The sequence below is a fragment of the Methylobacterium sp. Ger2507 genome, assembly GCF_055231875.1.
The window spans coordinates 3,147,359-3,171,696 of record NZ_JBUYVC010000001.1 but is presented as its reverse complement, the minus strand read 5'-3'; the positions used below and the strand labels follow the sequence as shown (position 1 = coordinate 3,171,696).

15 protein-coding genes, 6 pseudogenes and 1 other annotated feature are annotated in these 24,338 nt (G+C 57.9%); of the genes and pseudogenes, 15 read left to right on the top strand and 6 right to left on the bottom strand.

Translation table 11 applies throughout. The annotated features are described in order from the left end of the window. Positions 1 to 1,027: 1,027 nt before the first annotated feature. The gene (locus tag ACV7NL_RS14660) at positions 1,028 to 1,822 is read right to left on the bottom strand and encodes an ABC transporter permease (protein ID WP_463356039.1); all 795 of its coding nucleotides are present in this window, start codon (positions 1,820 to 1,822) and stop codon (positions 1,028 to 1,030) included. A gap of 441 nt (positions 1,823 to 2,263) precedes the next feature. Here ACV7NL_RS14660 and ACV7NL_RS14655 point away from each other — a divergent pair, with 441 nt between their 5' ends. Further along, positions 2,264 to 2,719, top strand: coding sequence for a hypothetical protein (locus tag ACV7NL_RS14655; protein WP_156375976.1), 456 nt, complete (start codon positions 2,264 to 2,266; stop codon positions 2,717 to 2,719). 321 nt (positions 2,720 to 3,040) lie between these two features. On the opposite strand, the gene ACV7NL_RS14650 is transcribed toward ACV7NL_RS14655, so the two are convergent. Next, the gene (locus tag ACV7NL_RS14650) at positions 3,041 to 3,286 is read right to left on the bottom strand and encodes a helix-turn-helix transcriptional regulator (protein ID WP_082503705.1); all 246 of its coding nucleotides are present in this window, start codon (positions 3,284 to 3,286) and stop codon (positions 3,041 to 3,043) included. Between the two features lie 715 nt (positions 3,287 to 4,001). Between ACV7NL_RS14650 and ACV7NL_RS14645 the strand changes: the two genes are divergently transcribed. The 6 genes and pseudogenes from ACV7NL_RS14645 to ACV7NL_RS14620 all read left to right on the top strand — a co-directional run. Continuing rightward, positions 4,002 to 4,238 (top strand): hypothetical protein, encoded by a 237-nt coding sequence (locus tag ACV7NL_RS14645; RefSeq protein WP_463356038.1) that lies wholly within the window; start codon positions 4,002 to 4,004, stop codon positions 4,236 to 4,238. After that, positions 4,219 to 5,427 carry an HNH endonuclease signature motif containing protein gene (locus ACV7NL_RS14640; protein WP_463356037.1) on the top strand — a complete coding sequence of 403 codons (1,209 nt, stop codon included), beginning with the start codon at positions 4,219 to 4,221 and terminating at the stop codon, positions 5,425 to 5,427. The genes ACV7NL_RS14645 and ACV7NL_RS14640 overlap by 20 nt, the downstream gene beginning before the upstream one ends. 731 nt (positions 5,428 to 6,158) lie before the next feature. Next, a complete protein-coding gene (locus ACV7NL_RS14635) occupies positions 6,159 to 7,091 on the top strand; it encodes a methyltransferase domain-containing protein (protein WP_082503707.1) in 933 nt (310 codons plus the stop codon). A 158-nt stretch (positions 7,092 to 7,249) separates the two neighbouring features. Further along, a pseudogene (locus ACV7NL_RS14630) lies at positions 7,250 to 7,411 on the top strand (transposase); the annotation flags it as partial. 75 nt (positions 7,412 to 7,486) lie between these two features. Next, a pseudogene (locus ACV7NL_RS14625) lies at positions 7,487 to 8,547 on the top strand (IS5 family transposase). Between the two features lie 157 nt (positions 8,548 to 8,704). Then, positions 8,705 to 8,923: pseudogene (locus ACV7NL_RS14620) on the top strand (transposase); the annotation flags it as partial. A gap of 53 nt (positions 8,924 to 8,976) precedes the next feature. Here ACV7NL_RS14620 and ACV7NL_RS14615 read toward each other — a convergent pair. After that, positions 8,977 to 9,979 (bottom strand): annotated as a pseudogene (locus tag ACV7NL_RS14615) (IS3 family transposase); the annotation flags it as partial. After that, positions 9,591 to 9,698, bottom strand: a sequence feature (AL1L pseudoknot). It overlaps the preceding pseudogene by 108 nt. Then, positions 9,976 to 10,401 (bottom strand): helix-turn-helix domain-containing protein, encoded by a 426-nt coding sequence (locus tag ACV7NL_RS14610; protein WP_463356036.1) that lies wholly within the window; start codon positions 10,399 to 10,401, stop codon positions 9,976 to 9,978. The pseudogene ACV7NL_RS14615 and the gene ACV7NL_RS14610, both read right to left, overlap by 4 nt. Positions 10,402 to 10,680: 279 nt before the next feature. On the opposite strand from ACV7NL_RS14610, the gene rfbC reads away from it, so the two are divergent. The 6 genes from rfbC (at position 10,681) to ACV7NL_RS14580 (ending at position 18,714) form a co-directional block, all read left to right on the top strand. Beyond that, entirely contained in the window at positions 10,681 to 11,235 is a 555-nt protein-coding gene (rfbC, locus tag ACV7NL_RS14605) for a dTDP-4-dehydrorhamnose 3,5-epimerase (RefSeq protein WP_463356035.1), read from the top strand. A gap of 91 nt (positions 11,236 to 11,326) precedes the next feature. Next, complete coding sequence (gene rfbB / locus ACV7NL_RS14600) at positions 11,327 to 12,400, top strand: dTDP-glucose 4,6-dehydratase (protein WP_463356034.1); 1,074 nt, start codon at positions 11,327 to 11,329, stop codon at positions 12,398 to 12,400. Positions 12,401 to 12,439: 39 nt separating this feature from the next. Next, positions 12,440 to 13,348 carry a dTDP-4-dehydrorhamnose reductase gene (rfbD, locus tag ACV7NL_RS14595; protein ID WP_463357135.1) on the top strand — a complete coding sequence of 303 codons (909 nt, stop codon included), beginning with the start codon at positions 12,440 to 12,442 and terminating at the stop codon, positions 13,346 to 13,348. Continuing rightward, the gene (gene rfbA / locus ACV7NL_RS14590) at positions 13,345 to 14,235 is read left to right on the top strand and encodes a glucose-1-phosphate thymidylyltransferase RfbA (protein WP_463356033.1); all 891 of its coding nucleotides are present in this window, start codon (positions 13,345 to 13,347) and stop codon (positions 14,233 to 14,235) included. The genes rfbD and rfbA overlap by 4 nt, the downstream gene beginning before the upstream one ends. 99 nt (positions 14,236 to 14,334) lie before the next feature. Then, complete coding sequence (locus ACV7NL_RS14585; RefSeq protein ID WP_463356032.1) at positions 14,335 to 17,961, top strand: glycoside hydrolase family 99-like domain-containing protein; 3,627 nt, start codon at positions 14,335 to 14,337, stop codon at positions 17,959 to 17,961. A gap of 471 nt (positions 17,962 to 18,432) precedes the next feature. Further along, positions 18,433 to 18,714, top strand: coding sequence for a hypothetical protein (locus tag ACV7NL_RS14580; protein ID WP_463356031.1), 282 nt, complete (start codon positions 18,433 to 18,435; stop codon positions 18,712 to 18,714). Here ACV7NL_RS14580 and ACV7NL_RS14575 read toward each other — a convergent pair. Then, positions 18,699 to 19,645 (bottom strand): IS630 family transposase gene (locus tag ACV7NL_RS14575; RefSeq protein WP_156633997.1). Its coding sequence is split into 2 segments (ribosomal slippage): positions 18,699 to 19,306 and positions 19,306 to 19,645, totalling 948 coding nucleotides; the frame shifts between segments, so codons are not numbered across the junction. The two genes, ACV7NL_RS14580 and ACV7NL_RS14575, sit on opposite strands and share 16 nt — an antisense overlap. 78 nt (positions 19,646 to 19,723) lie before the next feature. On the opposite strand from ACV7NL_RS14575, the pseudogene ACV7NL_RS14570 reads away from it, so the two are divergent. Beyond that, positions 19,724 to 20,549, top strand: a pseudogene (locus tag ACV7NL_RS14570) (transposase); the annotation flags it as partial. Positions 20,550 to 20,898: 349 nt separating this feature from the next. After that, positions 20,899 to 22,341, top strand: a complete 1,443-nt coding sequence (locus tag ACV7NL_RS14565) for a hypothetical protein (protein WP_463356030.1) — start codon at positions 20,899 to 20,901, stop codon at positions 22,339 to 22,341. 319 nt (positions 22,342 to 22,660) lie between these two features. Here the strand turns inward: ACV7NL_RS14565 and ACV7NL_RS14560 are convergent. Next, positions 22,661 to 24,312 (bottom strand): annotated as a pseudogene (locus ACV7NL_RS14560) (ISL3 family transposase). Between the last annotated feature and the right edge of the window lie 26 nt (positions 24,313 to 24,338).

The window sequence follows — 24,338 nt, the reverse complement described above, 5'->3', positions numbered from 1 at the left end:
CCATTCCGTCCTCAATTGGGTTCGTTCTGCCAAAACGGTCCTCTGTGCGCCTCTATGAAATCTGACTGGCAAAAAGAAAACGCAGGCGTCCCGTGTGCGGAATATAGAAATACCTAAATTTGAGGTTGTTTTGTGCCAATCGTAAGTCGCGATTGTACCGAAGCTTAAATACGATAAATTTTGTAAATCATAAACAATAAATATTTATCTGATAGTCGCTTTAACAATCAGGAAACGTGTCAAAACTTGCGCTGGGTAGAAAATACCTAGAGCTCGAATACAAAAAATATCGCTGCGAATTACTACAATCAAAAATCTTTACTACGGATCTACGTTAGTAGTTACATGTGGTTTTCTGATGATAGATGATGCTCCTTTTTTACGGTTTTATTATTAATCAATTGTGGAGGCCTTTAAAAAGTTGCGTAAGCCGCGCGTCATTGGCTCGCCAAGCTCAAGGTGTGAGGTTTTTGATCGTTGGGCAGGCGAACGTCGCCGTATGCGTAATGCTCAAGACTGGAAGCGAACTTCGGAGCAGCGCGTCCGGGTAGCGGTCGGGATCGGATGTCTGGAGGCGCAGGAGTAGCTGTCCTCCGGTTTGCGTAGGATCCGCCTCGAACCAGGATCGCAGGTCGTCGGTGACTGCGATGAGAGGATCCGGGCGACGGCGTCCGCGCTTCGGCTTCAGCGCGGGCTGTGCCGTCGGTTGAACCTCACCCATCCGGCAAGCCGTGCGCAGCCCCGCCAGGAAGTCGGCGACCGGGATAGGCGCGGCTGACGTGTCAAGCGGCGGGATGACGGTGCCCTCTCTGCTTAGTTCGGACTCGATCTCCGGTTGGGGATTCTTCTGGCGATCGCGACGCTGAACATCCTCCTGTCGCTAATCGTCACCCGCCGCACCCTCGGCGCCCAGGTCCGATAGGTTGCAGAGGTTGCGCGCGTCGGCCTTGGAAGGCCGCGCCGTGCGATCCAGGCGCACCGCCGGATGCTCAGCCGCACCATGATCCGTTTGCAGCAACCGGCCGAATTACTGGAATCGACGGACGACGGTGCGTTCCATGAGCAAGCCAAGGCAGAGAGATCCCGAGCCCCAAGCCATGACGTAGAAATAATCGACCGTGATTCCGAGCGAAGGATTGTAGGCGAGCCGGACCCACTCGATGATCTGGACCACCGGATTCCACTTTAGGAGGTCATAAATTTCGGATGGAAGCATATGTGGTAAGAAAAAAACGCCGGATGTCATGTATAATAGAATACTTAAGACAATATATCCCCAAAGCCATCCGGGAAAAAATGACATGATGCCGATGTTGATGGCGCCCATACCAAGTCCCAGGAGAAGGGCCATGAGATAGCCTTCGATTGCTCGAGCCGGATCTTCTGGCATAGGGTCGACACCCAGCAGCAAAAGTATCCCGATGATGATCAGCAGGCCCTGGAAGCCTTTCACAGTTTCAACGATGAAACGCGCGATCATGATGTCGAAGGATTTTACCTGCGGGTAGTACATCAGCGGTCTATTGACAAGAATAGCTTTCATTGCTTCGCGAGATGTGTACTGAAAAACCAAAGCTGGAACGGCGCCCGTCGCAACGAACAGGATAGGGTTGTTGCCCATTGGAGATGGCATGTTGCGGAACAACATGATCGTAACCATCAGAAAGATGTGCGCTACGGGCCACAGAACCACGACGACGTAGCCCCAGTAGGACGCGCCGAACCGCGTGCGCATGTCTCGCAGCATCAGGGCGCGAATGACCTCCGCGTACACCGCCAAGTCGCTCCGTTTGGTGGAGATGGGTGACGTCGGTGGCAGCATGTCCGGTCCTGATTGGCGTGCACTGAACACCATAGCTGGGCACTTGGACCAAATTGTGGGTCAGGCAAGAAGGCTGCCGGCACCGCTGAAGGTCGACGACGCCCGATGATGACCGGAGTTTGCAGGGTTGTGGTGCTGGACCCAGCCTCAACCCCGGCAGATCGCCGCCTGACAACCGGTTGGAAGCACGACCGCGGCCTTCACCGCAGGCGTACGAGACATCGGGAATTCCGTCGTTGCAGCTGGCACATCGGCAGCTCTGCTCTTTGTGAGAACTAGCCGGTAATGTTGCTAATTCGTTCTTGCCTTCGAACCACCTATACGAGATGGTGACAGTGTACATGTTGCCAACGCCACGTCCGGTCTGGACGTTAGTTCTTAACAGCGCTGAGTTCAGAAGCTGGTTGACCAACCAGACTGACAGCTGACCCGAGAATTTTTATGCCACGCACGATGCGAGTGGCGGCGGCAGTGCCGCCCGAAAAAACCTCACCAAGAACATGGCTTTCGAAGCCGGCTGCTTGTCTCACCGAGGCGGACGTAAGGCAGAAACCCTCAAAGGGTGCTGGTGATAATATCCTGGAGGCTGCCGAGAGCGCGTTGATGCAAAAGGCCGTTGCAATGGCGCTTGGCGGTAACTCTACGATGATGCGGTACTGTTTGGATCAGCTCTCGGCATGGCGAATGCGAACTGCGGAATTTATGCTGCCGGAGATCACCAAGATGGAGGATCTTTCGAAGGCAACATTGGGTATCCTAGAGGCTGCAGCAGCCGGAGTTATTACCTTTCCGGAAGCAAAGGAACTTTCCGGCCTCGTTGCTGTCCATGCTGAGGCATTACGAGATGGCGATCTCGCTATACGAGTAGCCAATCTTGAGGCTCAGCAGGCCCAATGAACGGTCGAATTGGATTGGAGCGCCGCGTCCAACGACTAGAACACACAATACGTTCGCAGGGCCGCTGGTTCATCATACGTTGCCTAAACGGCGAGGATGACAGCGTCAGAATTGATGAACTATGCAATAAAATCGAAAGCGAGCACGGGCCGCTCAGTTCTGCAAGGGACCAAATTATAACCATACCAGTCTTTGGCCATAATGCCGCGGATGTTTCCAGTTTCACGGTGCAGTATTTATCAGCTTGATTACAAGAAATTGTGGGTAATGTCGAGCAATATATTCATTGTATAATAATAGTTATATAGAAGACGGCGGATGTTACTTGGTCTTTCGCTTTTCACGAAAGCGGACACCAACACCTCCTCCGTTCTCTGGAATAAAGTCGATACCTGCTTCGTCGAAAGCGCGAACAACGTCGGCGAGCGTCCGGTCATATGGAGTTCGCTTGCCGGCTTCGAAATCTACCAGAGTTTTTTTCGAAACCGATGACGCTTCAGCGAGGCGATCTTGCGTCCACTCCAGAAGGGCCCTCGCCGCGCGACACTGCTCCCGAGAAATTGCCATTTTTGCGCAACATGACTTTTTTAGGTTGACTTAACGCCTTATAGATAGCACTAATATGGTTATGTTTCCCCAAATGAGTGCAGTCGATGCGTCGGCGATTGATTTCTTGGACAGCTGCCATACGCGATATCCGAGCGGACCGCATCCATTTCGCTCCTGAAGATCGACATGCAGCATTGCGGCAACGAGCGTTCGCCGATCTAGCCTTTCGTCGGGCACAGTCATCAGCTGGCGTTTGTCCTCTCCTGGTTTCTGCAACTTACGACCGCAGAGCGATCATGCTCCTTGCTGTAGCTGCTGCGAAAGCTCGCCGCGCAGCAACTGGCGAAGCCTGGCGGATTTGTCTGTCAGCGGCTCTGCAGGGAACGTGGCGGGCCGCCAAGGCGGCTCGCGTAACGGTCGGATGGAATGCGAGCCGTCGGGTGGTGACCATCAATGAGACGTCGGGCCGTATCGGACCTAATCCGGCGCTTCCGGCAACACGACCGGTTTCAGCTCTACAGGCTGCGGATGCATCATCCAAGCAATCGCCGCGGATGGCGTTGAGCCGCAAATCTCTCCCGCGGCCCATCCCACCAGATCGGGTCCCTGACGCTACGTTCAGAGCAGGACCGTTGCCACAAGCGTGATCGGTAATTGAACGCAACGCCTGCCGCTGTCCACCTGTCGCGGCCGCCTGATCTTCTCACCAACCCAACTTAGACGGAGGCTTACCATGCCCCACAGCAAACCGCGCCGGAGCGCGGCCGATCCCGCACGTCCGACGGTGGCTTCTTTGGGGCTCCAGGTGAAGCTCGTAGCCCGTGAGGAGGACGAACAGCTCAGAGCGTTGATCGAACGCTATGAGCAACTTCTCTGCGACTGGGAGCACCTATCCTATCAGGCACTGAAGGCGCTTGCGGACCGTCCGACTCTGAAAAATGAGCGCTTTGATGCCGTACGTCGCGCTTGAGGACGTTGGCACAACGCGACGCGGGGCGTTGTCGAGCCGCCGTCGGCTGCAAGCGTGGGAGCGGACGGGCGGAACCTGCGTGGTTTGCGATCGCCGCATCGACGGTGTGCGAGACCGCTGGATTGTCGAGCACATTCGAGCCCTCGAACTCGGTGGTCCAGATGAGCTCCACAATCTTGGGCCGGCACATGAGGCGTGTGGGCGTGAGAAAACGCGTGATGATCACGCGCGGGCTGCCGAAGCAAAACGACAAAAGCTCCAGCATTTGGGTGCAGATGTCACCACGCGTCCGATGCCCGGATCACGGGCTTCTGCTCTCAAGCGCAAGGTCGATGGAACGGTTGTCCGTCGGGAGGAGCATACACGGTCTCGTCGCCCTTCTGTGTATGTCGAGTCTGAACCGGGGAGCGAACAGGCTCAAGCATCTGCCGCAAAGCCGTTCGTGGTGGACGCCGTGACCAATGAGGCGGAACGCCTTTGTCCTCGGGGGATCCTTTCGGATAAAGAGATCGAGGCAGGAGCGGTGGATCAAATGGCGACCCGAGGGACAGCGAAGGGCAAACTGGCCAGCCTGAGCCAAGGCGATGCATCGACTTCAGGAGACGTCCTACCTGCGATCCCGGCTCACCTCGACTTTCTGTTCAGCGACCCTCCCCTACTGCCAGGCGAAGATGCAGATCAGTACGAGACCCTCCTTCGCAGCATCGTTGATCAGATCCGCCCTGCTGACGTTATCGAGGCACTTTGGGTCAAAAACATCACTGACCTGATCTGGGAGGCCAATCGGATCCGGCGCTGGCGGAGGCAAATTTTGGTCCAAGCTCAGTTGCAGGCAGCCGAGGATTTGATCCGGCCTGCCCTTCAGAACGCAGATCCCATGGGATTGAACCAATTCGTGGCGCCATCGGCTGATAGCCTTGCCTCAGGCTGGATGGCTGGCCAAGCGGAGCAACGGGCTCAAGTCGAGGACCTTCTTGAAGACCGTGGCCTTACGGCAGAAAACGTCGCAGCTCACGGCTTTCTTTTAAATCTACCTTCACTCGAACGCATTGATCGAATGACTTTTCTGGCCGATCAACGGCGAGATGCACTGTTGCGCGAAATCGAGCGCAAGCGACAAAGGTTCGGCCTGCTTGCCCAGAAAGTTGCAGCCGACGTCCTTTGCGTCGAGGGTGCCGACGAACGCTAATTCGTGCTCTTCAATTTTAGAGGTAATAGTGACATCTGAGCGTTCCAATTTTGCCAATCGAAATAATTCTATGAGTAGTACTGGGCCTCGTACATCCGAAGGTAAGGCGCGATCAAAGCAGAATGCACGTAAGCACGGCCTCTCGATTATCTATCCTAATTCACAGTTAGGAGTGGAGACAGAGCGTCTTGCTGTGCTCATTGCTGGAGACTACGGCGACAATATTGGTATCCTATCTGCCGCTCGTACTGTCGCTGAGGCGCAGATTTACCTTCAGCGGGTACAATCATACAAGACTGCGATGTTGAGAACTGCCGCCGCGGATAGGTTATCGCGAGTCGAAGTGGGACAAAAGTTGTTAGGCGAGTTATCGCCAGTGATATTTGTTCAGCTTGAGCGAATAGACAGATATGAAGCTCGAGCATTGTCGCGGCGAAAGGTTGCTTTACGGCGTTTTTCGGAATTAATTGAACAAAATTAGATATTTTACTAATTTATTCAGTAAAATTATCAGAATATATTATATTTATAATTGTTTCAAATTGAATAATGGCGCTGTTTAATATTTTATACATGATACATCTGGTGCTGGTTCAGTTTTTATTGTGTCGACCTCTGGCTTTTTTCTTTGATCTTGCCTCTTTGAAGCGCAACGTGCTAAACAAATTATGACAGCCAAGTAGAAGTCGTAAAATTAATAACCGTACAGTGTGAGTTCTTAGGGAGGTCGTATGCCGTACTCTTATACAACTAACTCAAATCTTTTTCATCTTGTATCAAGGCATCTAGATAGTAGCTGCATCCCTCCTGAATTAGATATAGATTTTTACAAGCTTTTGCACGAAGATTTGAAAAATCTAACAGACGAAGAAATCAAAAATCATTTCGAAGAATTTGGCAGGTCTGAAGGTAGGTTTGCTAGCCCCGCCGCGCATCGTAGCGGCTTTGTCAAATTATTACCGACTGAGGCTGATGTTTTAGAGATCGGACCGTTCACTAAGCCTGTCCTGACTGGAGCTAATATCAAGTATTTTGATGTGCTTGATAAGAGCGGCCTTCTAGCTCGAGCAAGGGAGATCGGGTTCCCGATACAGGCCGATTTTGATATAGATTATGTATCAAGCGTTGGAGATTTAAGTATTGTTCCAGAAAATGAATTTGATGCTGTGTTCAGTAGCCATTGTATTGAGCATCAGCCCGATCTAGTCCGACACTTGGTAAATGTTTCTAGAATTCTAAAAGAAGGAGGCCGGTATTTTCTTATAGTACCAGATAAAAGATATTGTTTTGATCACTTTCTTGAGGCAAGTAGTCTTGATAATGTGCTAAAAGCATTTGAAGAACGAAGAATGGTGCACACTATGACAAGTGTTTTCGAGCACCATGCGCTTACAACGCATAGTGATCCTATAGGGCATTGGAGTAATTGGCACGATGATCCAAACGCATCTGATATTGCTCGGCGCGCTGCTCATGCCGTAAAAATCTTTGATGAAGCGAGAGGCAGCTATATAGATGTTCATGCCTGGCAATTTACTCCTCAGTCGTTTCGGTACATCATAGACGAGCTCAGAAAACGCGAATTGATAGATTTATCTGTTGAAAGAGTGTATGATACGGTTTGGAGTCAGTATGAGTTCATGGCGATTTTGAAGAGTAGTTAATCGTTGAATCGAAATTGAGTTTTATCTCAGCTAATGTCTAATCACAAAGGCTGCGCGGTTGGAGCGTTAGATGATAGTGATTTTTCCAGGAAAATAGCTGAGATTTCCCGTGAGCATGATCGCGCGAGGGTATTCGGGCCCTTGCTATGTGCCCCCCGGATACCGAGCGGTGCAGCAAGGCCGGCGTGCCCGAGGATATCGGCTTCCAGACCAAGCCAGAGATCGCGTTGGATCAGATCCGAGCAGCCTTGGCCGATGGGGTGGCGCCCGGCCTCGTTCTGGCAGATGCCGGATACGGGATCGACATGGCCTACCGTACGGACACCTCGAAATACCCCCTTCCGTGCGGGGCGGTGTCGTGATTCCCTGACGGTGTCGACGTTGGGGAGGCTCGGATGGTTCAGCCAGGGTTCTTCGATCTGGATGAGCGCTATCAGCGTCTGTCGGAGAACGGCGACCCGCTGGTGAAGCTCGCGGCCCTGATCGACTTCGAGGCTTTCCGCCCGAAGTTGGCCACCGCACTGAAGCGGTCCGACGGATCGAAGGGGGGCCGCCCGCCCTACGACCCGGTCCTGATGTTCAAGATCCTGGTCCTTCAGACGCTCTACACGCTGTCGGACGACGCCACCGAGTTCCAGATCCGCGATCGGCTGTCGTTCAGGCGCTTCCTTGATCTCGGCTTCGAGGATGGCGTGCCCGACGCCAAGACGGTGTGGCTGTTCCGGGAGCACCTGACCCGGGCCGGCGCGATCGAGGAGCTGTTTGCCGCCTTCGACGCCTGGTTGAAGGGTAAGGGTTACCTCGCGATGTCGGGGCAGATCATCGATGCCTCGATCATCGCGGCTCCGCGTCAGCGCAACACCGATGCGGAGAAGGCGGCTCTCAGGGAGGGCAAGATCCCTGACGCGTGGGCGGCCAAACCAAAAAAGCTCGCGCGAGATGAGACCGCGATGCCCGCTGGACCCTAAAGCGGGCCAAGGCGCGGCCCGCAAAGGCGGACGGCACCAAGGCCAAGGTTGAGATCGCCGTTCCGATGTTCGGCTACAAGACCCACGTCTCGATCGACCGCAAGCACGGGTTCGTCCGCCGCTTCACCGTGACCAGCGCGGCCGCCCACGACGGGGCACAACTGGCCAACGTCCTCGACGCGACCAACACGGCGAGCGCCGTCTGGGCCGACACCGCCTACCGCTCGAAGACCAACGAAGCGCATCTCGCCAAGAATGGCCGGCGCTCGAAGGTCCACTTCCGGCGGCAGCCTGGCCTCGATCTGACGCCGGCGCAGCGCAAGGCCAACCGCGCCCGCTCCAAGGTCCGCTCGGCCATCGAGACGGTGTTCGCCGGCCAGAAGCACCGCTTCGGTCTGTTCGTGCGCACCATCGGTTTGGCGCGAGCCCGGACCAAGATCGGGCTCGCCAACCTCGCCTACAACCTCAAGCGCTTCCTCTGGATCTAAGCCCGGCCGGTGGCGGCCTGAGGCAACTTCGGGATGACCCCCGAGCCCGTTCACGGCCACCACCAGACTGCCAGAACGGCAGTCCGATCTCGCCAAAGCTGCGAGGGGCGTCAAATCGACGGCCAACCCTCGCAACTGCGTAGTTCTTCGAGGTGTCCGTACGGCGCTGACGGCTTTGGGCTTGCCCTACAGTCTGGGTGTTCAGTCCTCCATGAGCCTGTGGGCTCCCGGAACGGCACCGCTGCCGCCCAAACCTTGGAACGGACGCGGGCGCCCACCCACCCGGGTACGACGGAGCCCTGAGCAAAAACCATTCTCGGCAGAGAAGCTGGCTCGGTCTCTGCCGGAGAACCGACACGTCAATGCGAGGACACGAAGGTCAATCGTAAGCAAGGGTCAGGTCCTCCGGGCGACGCTCACACTCTCACAGTCGTAGCTGTCGCCGACGCTGCCGACGGAGGGTTCGATGCCCGCTTCAGCACGGCGCTCGGTGTATCGGATGCTCACGTATTGCGATCCGCGGTCGGAGTGACAGAAGAGACCGCTGCCTGCGATGGGGCAGCGCTCATGTAGAGCCTGCTCCAAGGCATCGAGGACGAAGTCCGTCCGCGCCGAGCGCTACACGCGCCAGCCCACGATCCGGCGAGCGAAGACATCGACCAGGAAAGCTTCCATTGTCGAAGTCGCCCCAGGTGGCGACGTAGGTAAAATCCGCGACCCACAGCCTGTTCGGGTACGCGGCCTTACACTGCCGGTTGGCCCGGTTGAGTGGGCACGCCGCAGCCGGATCAGGGATCGTCGTCCGGACCGTCTTGCCTCGCACTACGCCTTGCAGACCCATCGCTCGCATCAGCCGTGCGACGGTGCAACGGGCCGGAGTGATCCCTTCATGGTCAAGCCCCCCAGATCTTGCGCACGCCGTAGACGCAGAAGTTCGCCTCGTACACGCGCCGAATCTCGGTCATCAGCGTCGCATCCCGCTTGAATCGGGCCGGCAGCCTGCCGGGATCAACCCGGCGCACGATATGGGCGTGATACGTTGACGGGGTGATCGCCAGGACCTTGCAGATTGGCTGGCCCCCGCGGTGATCGTCGATGAACGCGATCATCGCCTGAAGGAGCGATCGAGCTCCGACTGGGCAAAATACGCCGATGCTTTTCTCAGAATTTCGTTGGCTTGCCGGAGCTCACGGTTCTCCCGCTCCAGCGCCTTTATCCGCTCGCCCTCGGCCGTCGTCGGGCCAGCTCGCTGACTTTGATCCCGCTCGGCCTAGCGTACCCAATACCGCAGCGTCTCTCCCGAGCAACCGATCTTGGGCGCAATTGAGCGGATCGCTCCGTACTGGGTGTCGTGATAGCCCTGATGCTCGGACGCCATCCGCATGGCGCGCTCACGGACCTTAGAGGAAAAGGGTGGGGTGAGCTTCGTCATAGCTCCATCCTCGCAGGATCAGGAGCCTCCTGGAAACCCGGTGCGGTTTGCCCGCCGTTGGCCGACTTCTTCGACACGCGGGCTGCCAGCGTGGCATGGCTGAGCTTGCTGGTGTGGATCGGGCCGTTGTCGAGGACCTCACCCCTCGCTTGTACGGCTGGCCGGGCCTGAGCCCATAGAGGCCGTCGACTTGCTCCAGCAGGTTGATGAAGTCGTTGCTGCGCTTGGTCCGGGCGGCTCGCCCGAAAGCCGCAGCGCCAGAACCGCACCGTATTTTCCTGCACCCCAAACGCTTCTACGACGCGCGAGCTGGTCCAGCCCGACAGGGGCAGGAGGAACGCCCGAGCCCGCTCCGCCTGCAGACGGTCCGCGCCGCTCGGCGGCACTCTCAGTTCCGCGCGTGGTTCAGCTGTCGCCGTCATTCTGGATCGTCCCGCCATGATCCGCCTCGCCTCCATCCAGGGACAAGCGAATCATCGCGTGCGTTCGTTGGTAAGCTCAAACAAACTGCTTAGTGCTGATCGAGCCCGAATCCCCGATTTGGCTTCTCCAGAACCCTTCCTCGCCCATTCACTAAATGCACCTTATGATTGAACAAGGTTCGGTACCGCGCGTCCATAAATCTCTCCTTTACCCTTGACAGCGCCAAGCTAAGACCTGCCTAGGACAAATCGATGCTATGGTTTCGAGGTCCTCCGAGCATGCGCGTGATCGAGACGACCATTCCTGCGGTGCGGCGCGTGGTGCCGACGCGCTTTGGCGATGCGCGGGGCTGGTTCTCGGAGACCTACCGGGCGGACATCCTGGCCGCGAGCGGCATCGACGACGTCTTCATCCAGGACAACCAATCCTTCTCCGCCCCGCAGGGCACCGTGCGCGGCCTGCACTTCCAGCGCCCTCCGATGGCCCAGGCCAAGCTGATCCGCGTGCTGGCCGGCGCCATCCTGGATGTGGCCGTCGACCTGCGGCGCGCCTCGCCCACCTACGGCCGCCACGTGGCCGTGCGGCTCGATGCGGAGGGCGGCGAGCAGCTCTACATTCCGGTCGGCTTCGGGCACGGCTTCTGCACCCTGGAGCCCGACACCATGGTGGCCTACAAGGTCGCCGGCGGGGTCTACAGCCCCGAGCACGACGGCGCCCTGCTCTGGAACGATCCGGCGCTGGGCATCGACTGGCCGGTGACGGACGCCGACGCGCAGCTCTCGGCCAAGGACCGGATCGCCCCACGGCTGGCCGATCTTCCGCCGCTTTTCTGAAGCCTGTACAGGGGGGGACGCGGCCGGAGACGACAGCGCCGCACCGCCCGATCGTCCGCCCGTCCCGATTTCACGAGAGACCGTTCATCCCATGCGCATCCTGGTAACCGGCGGCTGCGGCTTCATCGGATCGGCCCTGGTGCTGCACCTGGTGCAGGATCTCGGACACGAGGTGGCCACCCTGGACGCGCTGACCTACGCGGCCAACCCGATCTCGCTCCAGCCCCTGGCCGACGATCCCCGCCACCGCCTGGTGGAAGCCGACATCTGCGACCCGAAGGCGGTCCACGCCCTCTACGCCGATTTCCGGCCCGAGGCCGTGATGCATCTGGCCGCCGAGAGCCACGTCGACCGCTCGATCACCGATCCGGGCGCCTTCATCCGCACCAACGTGGTCGGCACCCAGGTGATGCTCGACGGCGCCCGCAGCCATTGGGACGGGCTCTCGGGCACGGCCAGGGCGGGGTTCCGCTTCCTCCACGTCTCCACCGACGAGGTCTACGGCTCGCTGCCGCCGGACGGCTTCTTCACCGAAGACAGCCGCTACGATCCGCGCTCGCCCTACTCGGCCTCCAAGGCCGCCTCCGACCACCTGGCCCGCGCCTGGCACGAGACCTACGGCCTGCCGGTGCTGGTGACCAACTGCTCGAACAATTACGGCCCGCGCCACTTCCCCGAGAAGCTCATCCCCCTGATGATCCTCAACGCGCTCGAGGGCAAGCCGCTGCCGGTCTACGGCGACGGCCTCAACGAGCGCGACTGGATCCATGTCGAGGACCATGCCCGCGGCCTCGTGGCCGTGCTCGAGAAGGGGCGGCTCGGCGAGACCTACCTGCTCGGCGGGCGCTCGGTGCGCAACAACCTGGCCGTGGTCAAGGCGCTGTGCGCCGCCTTCGACCGCCTGCGCCCGGAGCACGCGCCCCACGACCGGCTCATCACCTCCGTCACCGATCGGCCCGGCCACGACCGGCGCTACGCCATCGACCCGTCCAAGGCCGAGGCCGAGGTGGGGTGGCACCCGACCAAGGACTTCGAGCAGGCGCTGGAGGAGACCGTGCGCTGGTATCTGGCCAACGAGTCCTGGTGGCGCCCGATCCGCGCGGGGCGCTACACCGGCGAGCGCCTCGGCCTCGGCGCGAGCGCATCGCCCGCCGGGCACGGGTGAGCCCGGCAGATGCCTGACCCCGTCAACATGCCTGAATCCATGAACATCCTGATCCTCGGCGGCGCCGGCCAGGTCGGCACCGAACTGCAGGCGCCCGGCCTCTGGGACCCGAGCGTGCGCCTGTACGCCCCGAGCCGCACCGAACTCGACGTCACCGACGCGGCTGCGATCGAGGCCGCCCTGGCGCAGCGCCCCTACGCGGCGGTGGTCAACACGGCCGCCTACACCGCCGTCGACCGGGCCGAGAGCGAGATCGCCGCGGCCTGGGCCCTGAACGCGGTGGCGCCGGCGCTCCTGGCCGCCGCCACCGCCCGGGCCGGCATCCCGCTCGTCCACGTCTCCACCGACTACGTCTTCGATGGCACCGGCACCGGCGCCTATCCCTCGGACGCGGCCGTGAACCCGCAGAGCGTCTACGGGGCCAGCAAGGCGGCCGGCGAGATCGCCGTGCGGGCGGCCAATCCGCGCCACGCCATCATCCGCACCGCCTGGGTGGTGAGCCCGCACCGGGGCAACTTCGTCAAGACGATGCTGCGCCTCGCCGCCGAGCGCGAGCGCCTGAGCGTGGTCGACGACCAGCACGGCTGCCCGACCAGCGCGGGCGACCTCGCCGCGGGGCTCGCGGTGGTCGCCCAGGCGCTGGCCACCGATCCGGCCGCGCCCACGGGCACGCATCACTACGTCAATGCCGGGGCCACGACCTGGTGTGGCTTTGCCCGCGCCATCATCGCCGGCAACGCCCGGCGCGGCGGGCGCTCCGTGCCGGTGGATGCGATCCCGACCTCCGCCTTCCCGACCCCGGCGCGGCGCCCGGCCAACTCGGTGCTCTCGACGGCGAGCCTGACGGCCGCCTACGGCCTGACGCCGCGACCCTGGGCCGAGGCCGTCGACGCCATCCTCGACCGACTGGTCGGCCCTGAACGGACACAGACGGAGACGCGGGCATGAAGGGGATCGTTCTGGCCGGCGGCACGGGCACGCGCCTGCACCCGGCCACCCTGTCGATCAACAAGCAGCTGCTGCCGGTCTACGACAAGCCGATGATCTACTATCCGGTCTCCGTGCTGATGCTGGCCGGCATCCGCGAGATCCTGATCATCTCCTCGCCCGAGCATCTCGACAACTACAAGCGCCTGTTCGGCACCGGCGAGCAGTTCGGCCTGTCCTTCAGCTACGCGGTCCAGCCCCGGCCGGAAGGACTGGCCCAGGCCTTCCTCATCGGGCGCGCGTTCGTCGGCGACGACAGCGTCGCCCTGGTGCTGGGCGACAACCTGTTCTTCGGCTCGGGCATGACCGAGTTGCTGCGCAGCGCCCGCGCCCGGACGACCGGCGCCACGGTGTTCGCCTACCATGTCGACAATCCGGCGGCTTACGGCGTCGTCACCCTCGACCCGGAGGGGCGTCCCCTGCGGCTCGTGGAGAAGCCGACGGAGCCCGAGAGCCCCTGGGCGGTGACGGGGCTGTACTTCTACGACAACCAGGTCCTCGACATCGCCGCCGCCGTGAAGCCCTCGGCGCGTGGCGAACTCGAGATCACCAGCATCAACGAGGCCTATCTCGAGCGGGGCCAGCTCCACGTGGAGCGGATGAGCCGCGGCTATGCCTGGCTCGATACCGGCACGCATGACAGCCTGCTGGAGGCGGCCGAGTTCGTGCGCACCCTGCAGCACCGCCAGGGCCTCCAGGTGGCCTGCCTGGAGGAGATCGCCTACCTGCAGGGCTTCATCGGCAAGGACCAGCTCATCGCCCGCGGCAACCTGTTCTCCAAGACCGCCTACGGCCAGAACCTGCTCAAGCTCGCCAAAGAAGATCAGGCCTCCCTCCTGGCACGGTGAGAATGAGCATAGCAAAAGCCTGAGACTGCGCTATTATCTACAAGAAATAATAGTAATCTCAGCAAAATAAACAGAAATCTCAAGGATTTGAGGGACCAGATGATATTCAATAAATACAAAAAATTAGTTCCAGCTAATTTTGAGGCAGAAGAGTATTTTCAACTTAATCCAGACGTCAGAGAAGCAGGTGCTGATCCCTATAGGCATTATGTTGAACACGGCGCAAAAGAGGGTAGAATATACAATATAAAAGAAAATCTGCCTCCAAATTTTGACTATAATACGTATTTTCTCCTTAATCCTGATGTGAAGGCTTCGGGGATTGACGCTGGCTTACACTATGTCCGCTTCGGGGTGTCTCAGAACAGACCCTACCAAATTGACAATGATGCCACGTTCGATCCCATGTGGTATATCGAAGAGTACCCCGATGTATCAACTACAGGAATGTCACCTTTCGATCATTATCAGAAAGTCGGTATATTTGAAGGCAGGCATAAAAAGTTCGACCCCGTTTGGTATTTGAGCGAGTACCCAGACATTGCAAACTCAGAATTAGATCCATTAGTTCATTATAGAAGTTATGGTCGTGATGAATGCCGTCATCCTGCATTTCACGAGTTCTGGTACAACCTTGAATATTATGATGTAAAAGAGTCCGGGTTGAATCCGGAAGAACATTATAACTTAGTTGGCAGAGATGAAGGAAGATTGCCAGCTTTCAACGCGCGTTGGTATGTCGACGAATATCCAGAAATTGCAGAAGCGGGTGTTAACCCATACCAGCATTATCTTACAAATGGACGCGGAGAAGGAAGAAAGCCAGCTTTTGCAACAAAATGGTACGTACAGGAATATCCAGATGTAGCAGCAAGCGGTCTTGGCTCGTACGCTCACTACCGGAAATACGCAAAACAAGTCGGATATAGTTCAGGGCCAACCCGATCGCAAATAATCGAGCATAGCGTTCGCCTGAAGGATTTTCCGGACCCATATGACGCTAGGTATGAACCCCAGAAAGATTTTGATAATTTATCTACCACAATAAAAGCAATTACATTTTACTTGCCACAATTCCATGTATCGGAACATAATAATAAATGGTGGGGCGAGGGATTTACTGAATGGACAAATACGAAAAAGTCTAAAGCTCGATTCGAGGGGCACTTTCAGCCCCGAGAGCCACATCTAGATATTGGTTACTACGATTTGAGTAATCCAGAGGTAATCAAGCGTCAGGCTGAACAGGCCCGTAAGCATGGAATATACGGTTTTTGTTTCTATCACTATTGGTTTTCAGGGGAGCGTCTGCTAGAAAAACCAGTAGATATATTATTGGCGAATAAAGATATAGACATAAAATTTTGCTTATGTTGGGCAAATGAAAATTGGACGAAGACATGGGATGGGCAAGAAAGTAATGTACTTATAAAGCAGCAATACAGCATCGAGGACCCTAGCAAGTTCATTAAAGATATATCAGTCTACTTGCTGGACGAGAGATACATTCGTGTGGCTGGTAAACCAGTAATAATGGTTTATAAACCTCATTTGATCCCCGAGGTAGGTAGGGTATTTGCTACTTGGCGGCAATTTTGGAAGATAAAGACTGGAGAAGATCTTCTGATCTGGTGCAATCGTACCGAACCGTCTGACTATAGTTTCGAGCAAATCGATGCAGAGATTGACGCTGTGGTGGAGTTCCCTCCACATGTAGTTCCGCATAGTCGGCATGTACCAAAATATAGGATGATTCAAAAGTTCGCCGGTATAAAGTCCGAGGGCAACTTCTACGATTATCGTCGATTGGTCGACGACATCGTATCCGGGAAGGATTATGCCCCTATTCCCGTTAACATACCCTTCTATCGTGGGGTTACGTTAGGATGGGATAATTCAGCACGTCGCGCGACTGGGCAATCGATCTGGTTTGGCTTCTCTCTTGCTTATTACTATAAATGGTTACGGTATGTAGTGGATTATACAGTGTCTACCTTCGATGATGATAAACGGTTTGTCTTCATAAACGCCTGGAATGAATGGGCGGAAGGCACCTATCTCGAGCCTGATGTGGCTACGGGCTATGCGAACCTGAATACGACCTCGAAGGCTATTTTTGGAGAGCAGCTTAAAAGTTTGCCAACGTTCTCGAGTGCAAAAATAAGTACTAATCTCAACTCAAAGATTGCTGTTCATCTGCATGTATACTTCTTAGACCAAGTCGATTTTTTTGTGGAGCAACTAAATCAAATTGATGCAAATTTTGACTTGTTTATTACGACCGATTCAGATGCAAAAAATGCATTCATAACAGAAATATTCAGTACAAGGGGAATTCAAAAACAACTAAAGGTTTTGACGACGCCTAATGTTGGCCGAGATATTGGTCCTATGCTCATGTTTGTGTCGAAATATTTGTTGGAATATGATGTTATAGGCCATTTCCATACGAAAAAATCTTCAACGGTTAAGTGGGGGGATCGGTGGTGTAAGTATCTAGTCAGCAATCTACTCGGAAGTACAAACAATATTAAGGGAATCTTCGCAGAATTTACTACGAATGAATCCCTTGGCTTGGTGTATCCGCCCACTTATCCGCTGATATCTCCGCATGTCAGCTGGGGTGAAGTAAAGGATCGATGCTATGAGATTTTAAAAACCCTGAGACTGAACGTTTTGCTTCCAAGTGATCCTGAATTCCCGGCTGGAAATATGTTCTGGGCTAGAGTTCCGGCAATCATTCCGATTTTGAGGCACAATTGGGAAATCGACGACTTTGAAACTGAAGCGGGCCAGATCGAAAAGACTTTGCCGCATTGCATAGAGAGGCTATGGGGATACGTTGCAAGTGCTTCAGGCTATGAATCCAAGGAAATTCTCAATGGTTTCTCTCTGGATAGATCTGACTGTTGCCCGCAGCCGAAACGGTTGACACTATTCGTCCATTACAATGCCAATGATGTTCACATCACTGATGCTGATCTGTATCTCCTCATGCAGCTTAAGCGCATCTCGGCTTATATCTGTGTAGCTTCCAATTCTGATTTATCCGCCGAATCAAAATCTAAGGTACTTTTATATGCAGACGATGTGTTCATAAGACCGAATGCCGGTCTTGACTTTGGGGCGTGGAGGGACTGTTTGAACCAAATTGGGTGGACGAAAGTCTCAAGTTACGATGAGATTATCTTCGTTAACAATAGTTGTTACGGTCCTATATTTCCATTTGAGACGATGTTTGATCAAATGTCTGTACCAAGCATCGATTTTTGGGGGGTTACTTCTTTCCCTGAGGTGAAAAACTCTGGTAGGCCAGAAGCTGTCTTCCTAAAAGATAGAAATATTCCAGCCCATATTCAGAGTTACTTTATGGTAGTTAAAAAAAATGTTGTTAACTCCCCAGAATTCTATAGGTTCTGGAGTAACGTTGAAGACAAGCACGACTTCATGGATGTTGTCACATCTTATGAGATGGGCTTTACCGCGAAAATGACTGCAGCAGGATTTCACTGGGGAGCCTATATCAAGGAAGCATCGGAGATGCAGTTGGACATGATAAATGACCATAGATTTAATACTCCGTACAATAAGCCATTTGATCTTATTATATTGGGGTCTCCGTTGTTAAAGAAGAGATCTTGGGATTACAATTCTCAAAGCTTGCTTGCCTGCCGAGAATTATTAATTAGCTCGTCAAACTTCCCTGCCCATTATATATGGCGTTGAATGAGAAGCGTGGGTCTTTAATCTTTTCTGCTTCTCAGATCTATCTGAGAAGCAGAATCGGTCGCTCAAAACTTAGGATGTCGTCGACATTCGGGGTTAGTTGCGGTATGCCTTTGATCTGTAGGGATCGGTCTGGTATTTACCTTTTTTGTTGTGGTTTCATTAGCCTCCCTGCAGCGGCCGCACTCCGGGAGGTTGTTGTGCCGCGAGATCAGCCGTCGGCCTGAAGCCGGTGAAGACCTGCCCGGCGATTGGTTCTGCTAGACTTATAAATTCGGCTTTTTCCATAGCGACCTTGCGCAGGTTCGGATCAGCGATGACAAGCTAGACGTTGTTGCTCCTAGTCTGGACTATTCGGCTATAGCCGAACCGATCTCTCTCCATCGCCCCCGGTCGGACACCTCGAAATACCCCCTTCCGTGCGGGGCGGTGTTGTAATTCCCTGATGCCGTCGGCGTTGGGTCGGCTCGGATGGGTCCGCCAGGGTTCTTCGATCTGGAGGAGCGCTATCAGCGTCTGTCGGAGAACGGCGATCCGTTGGTGAAACTCGCGGCCCTGATCGACTTCAAGGCGTTCCGACCGAAGCTGGCCACAGCACCGAAGCGGTCCGACGGATCGAAGGGCGGCCGCCCGCCCTACGATTCGCTCCTCATGTTCAAGATCCCGATCCTTCAGACGCTCACCGCGCTCTCGGTCGACGCCCTGAGTTCCAGATCCGAGACTAGAGCGGTTTCCACCTATTCCGGATCGTAACCGGCGGCAGCGAAGTAGTTTGCGCACTCGGTTGGGGTGAAGGCGTCGAGCAGATTGCCGACGACAGTCCAGAGCCGATCGACCGTGCGCTCGGCCGCTTTGCGCAGCAGCGCCTTGAGCTTGGCGAAGGCCATCTCGATCGGATTGAAGTCGGGCGAGTACGGCGGCAGGAAGCGAAGCCGTGCGCCGCTGGCCTCGACGGCGGCCTGGATTGCTGCGCCCTTGTGGGCGGGGAGGTTGTCGAGGATGACGGTGTCGCCGGGCCTGAGGGTTGGGGCGAGCACCTGCTCGACATAGGCCAGGAACCAGTCTCGCGTCATCGGCCCGTCGAGCACCATGGGCGCGCTCATCCCCGACATGCGCAAGCCCGCAACGAACGTCGTCGTCAGCCAGTGGCCATGCGGGATGCCCGAGCGTAGGCGCTGACCGCGAGCACAGCGACCGCGCAGGCGCGCCATACGGGTGGAAAGGCCGGTCTCATCGATGAAGATCAGGCGCTCGGGATCGAGGTCAGGCTGCGCGGCAAACCACGCCTCACGGGATGCGGCCACGTCGGGGCGATCCTGTTCGGTCGCATGCGCCGACTTTTTTTCCATGTCACCGCCCGGCGGGCGAAGAAACGCCACAGCGTACCCAATCCGACCGAGACGCTGCGCTCGGTACGCAGGCGCTCCTGCATCTCGGCAAGCGTGATGTCGTCTTTCTCATCGATGAGGGCGAAGAGGAAGGCTTCGTGCTCGTCGAGCTTGGAGCCAGGTGGACGGCCCTGACGCTGAGCCCGCGTCTCCCCTGTCCTCGTGGCGTGCGCAGCCCAGCGGATCACCGTGGCGATACCGACCCGATAGCGCAGGGCCGCGGCCCGGCGGGACAGACCTGCGCCCACTGCGTCCAGGACGCGAATGCGCAGATCGTGACTGTAGGCACGGGCCATGGCGATCTCCCTGACGAACCTTCAGGGATCAACGCTCACCTCGCCGCAACGACTCAGGGATCGTGGAAAACGCTCTAGCTGTCGTTCATGCGTTTCCTCGGCCTCGGTTTCGAGGATGGCGTGCCCGACGCCAAGACGGTGTGGCTATTCCGGGAGCACCTGACCCGGGCCGGCGCGATCGACGGGTTGTTTGCCGCCTTCGACGCCTGGCTGAAGGGTAAGGGTTATCTCTCGATGTCGGGCCAGATCATCGATGCCTCGATCATCGCGGCTCCGCGTCAGCGCAACACCGATGCCTAGGAGGCGGCTCTGAATGAAGGCAGGATCCTGGAGGCGTGGGCGGCAAGACCGAAGAAGCTTGCACAAAAGGATCGCGATGCTCGCTGGACCCTGAAACGAGCCAAGGCACGGCCCGCAAAGGCGGATGGTGCTTAGGCCAAGGTCGAGATCGCCATTCCGGTGTTCGGGTATAATACGCACGTCTCGATCGACCGCAAGCACGGGTTCGTCCGCCGCTTCCGCGTGACCAGCGCGGCTGCCCATCATGGAGGGCAACTGGCCAACGTCCTCGACCCAGCCAACACAGCGAGCGACGTCTCTCGCTGATACCGCCTACCGCTCGAAGACCAACGAAGCTCATCTTGCTAAGCATGGCCGGCGCTCGAAGATCCACTTTCGACGGCAGCCTGGCCACGACCTGACGCCGGCGCAGCGCAAGGCTAACCGCGCCCGCTCCAAGGTCCGATGGGCCGTCGAAACGGTGTTCGCCAGGCAGAAGCACCGCTTCGGCCTGTTCGTGCGCACCATCGGCCTAGCTCGAACCCGGACCAAGATCGGGCTCGCCAACCTCGCCTACAACCTCAAGCACTTCCTATGGATCGAGGCCCGGCCGGTGGCGGCCTGAAGCAACCTCGGGATGGGCTCCTGAGCTCCTCGCGACTACCGCCAGACTGCCAGAACCTCAAACCGAGCCCACCAAAGTTGCTGCTGTCGTTAAACCGACAACCAAACCCCTCAATGACGCGGTTCTTTGAGGTTTCCGGTCGTTACTCGACTTAAGGTGCCGAAAACTGTGGATATTGCAAAACTATTCTACGCCAGGAGGTGGACCTTCTGTGCCCGGCCGACTAAGGCACCCTTCGTTTGTGCTGCGGCCGTATCTGATACCATCTTGGAGTAGCCAGCTAGGTCATCGCAAGCCTTCGCCGCGAGTTCGCATTCTAACCCAGTCGCATGAACCTCCGGACCATCTGATGCGCAAGCTCCTTCTAGCAGATATCGCCACGCTCGCTGCATTGGCGATCGTTGCTCCGGTAAAGGCTGATCAGCTTCTCCTTCAGGCACGAGTCGACAATAGCGGCCGTGTGATCCCGCCTGATGGTCCGATTCTTGGGCGATGGCAGGGCAACAAGTACACTGCCACTCTCGATGCCCTTGTGCTACCACCCACCGACCAGGGCTCCACGGGCAACCTGTCCGGGATGAGCGTCACTCCCTCGTCGACCGCTTCCATTAATACCTTAGGGCGGCTGTTCGGTGATATCTCCGGCTTTAAAGCGCCTGGCCTAACGGGGTTCGCAAAGCTGGATGCCGCCTACTTCACGGTCAATAGCCGAATGTTGGTCAACTCGCCGCCATCAGGGCACCCTACAAACTGGCTAGGGAATGCCGCGGGCGGGTCGGCCTTGCAATACGCTTACGGAGGAATCGGTCAGATCGTTTCTTTGTCTAGCATCGGCGATGTTGGCATTGTCGGCGCAACGCGTACCACGGACATGGCATCATCCGGGCGCCTCCCGGTCGGCACCATGGGTTGGGGCTTCAACTTCCGCACAGATGCCTCAGTCGTTCCACTTACGTCAGCCTGGGGCGGCTACTTTGAAGCGCGCCGAAAGACTGGCGCAGGGTCTGCGCAAGCGATGGAGATCAACGTCACCGAGCTTAGCTCGTCCGACGTAGCTGATATTAGCGCAAAGAACACTGCACCGAATGCCTATTTTAACTATTCTTCAGCAGCGCTCAATCTCGCTTCAGGTGGGAACTGCACGACGGTTGCAGGATCCTGCTGGGATGGAATGAGGCTTGCCAACGCGGTTGATGCTTCCGTTGCGCTTGTAATCCACAGCAACGGGGCGAAGTTCCGGAAGGGGCTCATCTTTGCTGAGGACGGACTGACGGGCTGTGACGGAGCCGGTGGTAAGACCTGCACAGCGATTGAAGCGGGTCGCGGCGCGACCTTCGCTTGGATTGATGGAACTCCGCGTCAAGCCGTCAAGATCCGGGGTGACGTTTCCCCCGCTGGGGATCCCCTTAGTATGACTTTCACGGATGGCGGTGTTCAGTTTGAAGGCGGTGGCGCGGTGACGATGCAGGTCGTGAGCAAGGCTACCGATGTGAACGGGGTGCAGGTTCTGGGTGGCAGTGCTGCCGGTAACCCCGCGCGCGTTATGGCGACGGGCAGTGCGAACGCCAGTCTCGCCCTTTCCCCGAGTGGGATGGGTACGGTCCAGATGCAGGCGCCCGTCCAGCTTGCCATGTTCAGGGTAGGAACTCTCCCCGCCTGCAACGCAAGCCTCGAAGGTGCGATGGCCTACGTTAACGATGCAAGGAACATCACCTACCGCGGCGTTCTAACGGGTGGCGGCGGTGAACGGGTACCGGTGTTCTGCTCAGGTACTGCCTGGGAGGCACATTGACATCCTGATTTGGTGCGCTGCGCTGCGCAGCCCGTCTCTTCGAGTACTACCTGGGCACTTTGATGTTAGAGGGCAGCGTGAAGCGTCTCTGGCAGTTCGGACACAGGACTGGCGGGACGAGGCTGGCAAACAGGTGACCGATGATGGCCTGCCGCACGGCGGGCAGGCTGGGTGATGGCGGCGGCCCCGGAAGGCGGGTCGTCATGTTTTCCCCGCCCCGTCCGACGATGTTCGGCGAGGCGTAGGTTCTGCAGGTAGGTGCAGGCGATACACGACTGAGATTGCCCCGATTTGGCGGCTCTTGCTCACTTTGCGTGGATCATGCGGCCAGAACTAAGCGGCGCTGGAGCAGATTGAGGCCCGCTCGCCCGTAGCTTTGGCGCTTGATGAGCTTCAACCGATTGATCTGGCCTTCCGCCTGTCCGCTGCTCCAGGGCTCGGTCAGGGCGGACCGAACCGCGGCGTCACCGTCCAACCCCGAGGCAAACGTCGCGACCACTGGGGCGGTGCAGACCTTCGCCGTCGTGATCCAGGCCGCCAACTCCGCTGCGGCATCGCGGCCCTGAGTCGACGCCCTACCCACGCCCGACGCGCGCACGAGCGCCGTTAAGCGGCGCGCCAGATCGGCGACGGCGCTGGCCGTCGCGTCCTGCTCGACACGAGCCACGACGGCGGCCGCGACGGCGTCCAGGGCCGAGGTCGCTTGAACCAACAGCCACGCGAGTTGCCGGGCACTCGGTAGGTACCGTTCAACGGCTGGCGTCTCCAGCACCGGTATGATTTCGCCTCGGGGCTTGCGGCCCGACCGGATCGGCTTCGTCCGCCGCTCGGCGACGAAGCGGTGCACTTGCCGGCTCGTGCCCGGATAGCCGCGCTCCCGGAATTCGCGCCAGAGCGCCATGGCGTTCTCGCAGCCCTCGCCGATCCGAACCAAGAGATAGTTCACGTGCGGGTCGAGCAAGCTCGGGCCCGGGCCGTGAGGCAGCCGCGCCGGGAAGGTGTCGGCGGTCGCGTATTTGCGCACGTAGCTCGGGCCAAGCCCATGGTGCGGCCGATGCCGAGCAGCGTCTGCCCATCGGCGTGCCGACGCCGCACCTCGTCGTAGGCGGCCTTCCACCGCGCCCGGCTCTCTGCGCCTGTTTCGCATTCCGACGCCGTGCGTGGGAAGGCGCGATCTCGTCGGGGAGCAAGCGGTGGTCCAGGGATAGGTGGCAGGCGGCGAAGCCTCGCATGAGCGCTTTGCAGCCAGCGTTCGACGGCTTGGCGCATGTTGCCGAAAAGGTGCCAACGGTCGGCAACCTGTACGGCTTGGGGCGCACCGAGACTGGCGCCGCGGGCGTACTCGATCGAGCGGTCCCGGGCTACGACTTTGATGTCCGGTTGCTGCAGGAGCCAGCCGGCCAACGTCGCCGCGGTAAGGTCCGGGAGAAGGTCGACGACGCGGTGCCGGTCCAGGTCCACCATGATGGTTCCGTAGCTGCAGCCCTTCCTCATCGCCCAGTCGTCGACGCCAACGTGTGTAGGTGCCGGCGCGTCCGGCATCGGCATGGCCCTGACCAGGCGCAGCACGGTGGCTCGGCTCGCTGGCATGCGCAGGTGCGTCAGGAGCCGCGCCCCGGGGGCGCCGCCGCAGACGATGCCGACCCGAAATTGCGTTTCGGCCAGCCGACGCGTCCGCCGAGCCGACGGCGCAACAAGATCGGATGCGGGCTCGGCGAAGGTACGTCGGGGGCAGCAGGGGTTCGAGCAATAGAAGCGTCGGACCTCGATGTTCAGTGTCGTTCGTGAGATGGAGACCGGCAGATTAGCCGGGCGACGATGATAGCGGCTATGGACGGATCGGCTCGCCTGGCCACACTCGGGACACCGACCAACCTCTCCGTCAAGATGAACCTCGACCGTGAGGTGGTTGGAGCGCTGCTCGACGCAACGACCGATGCGGCACTGGGGCATGGCAAACGGGATAGGTATGCCTTCCACGATGGGAAGCTCAGCCT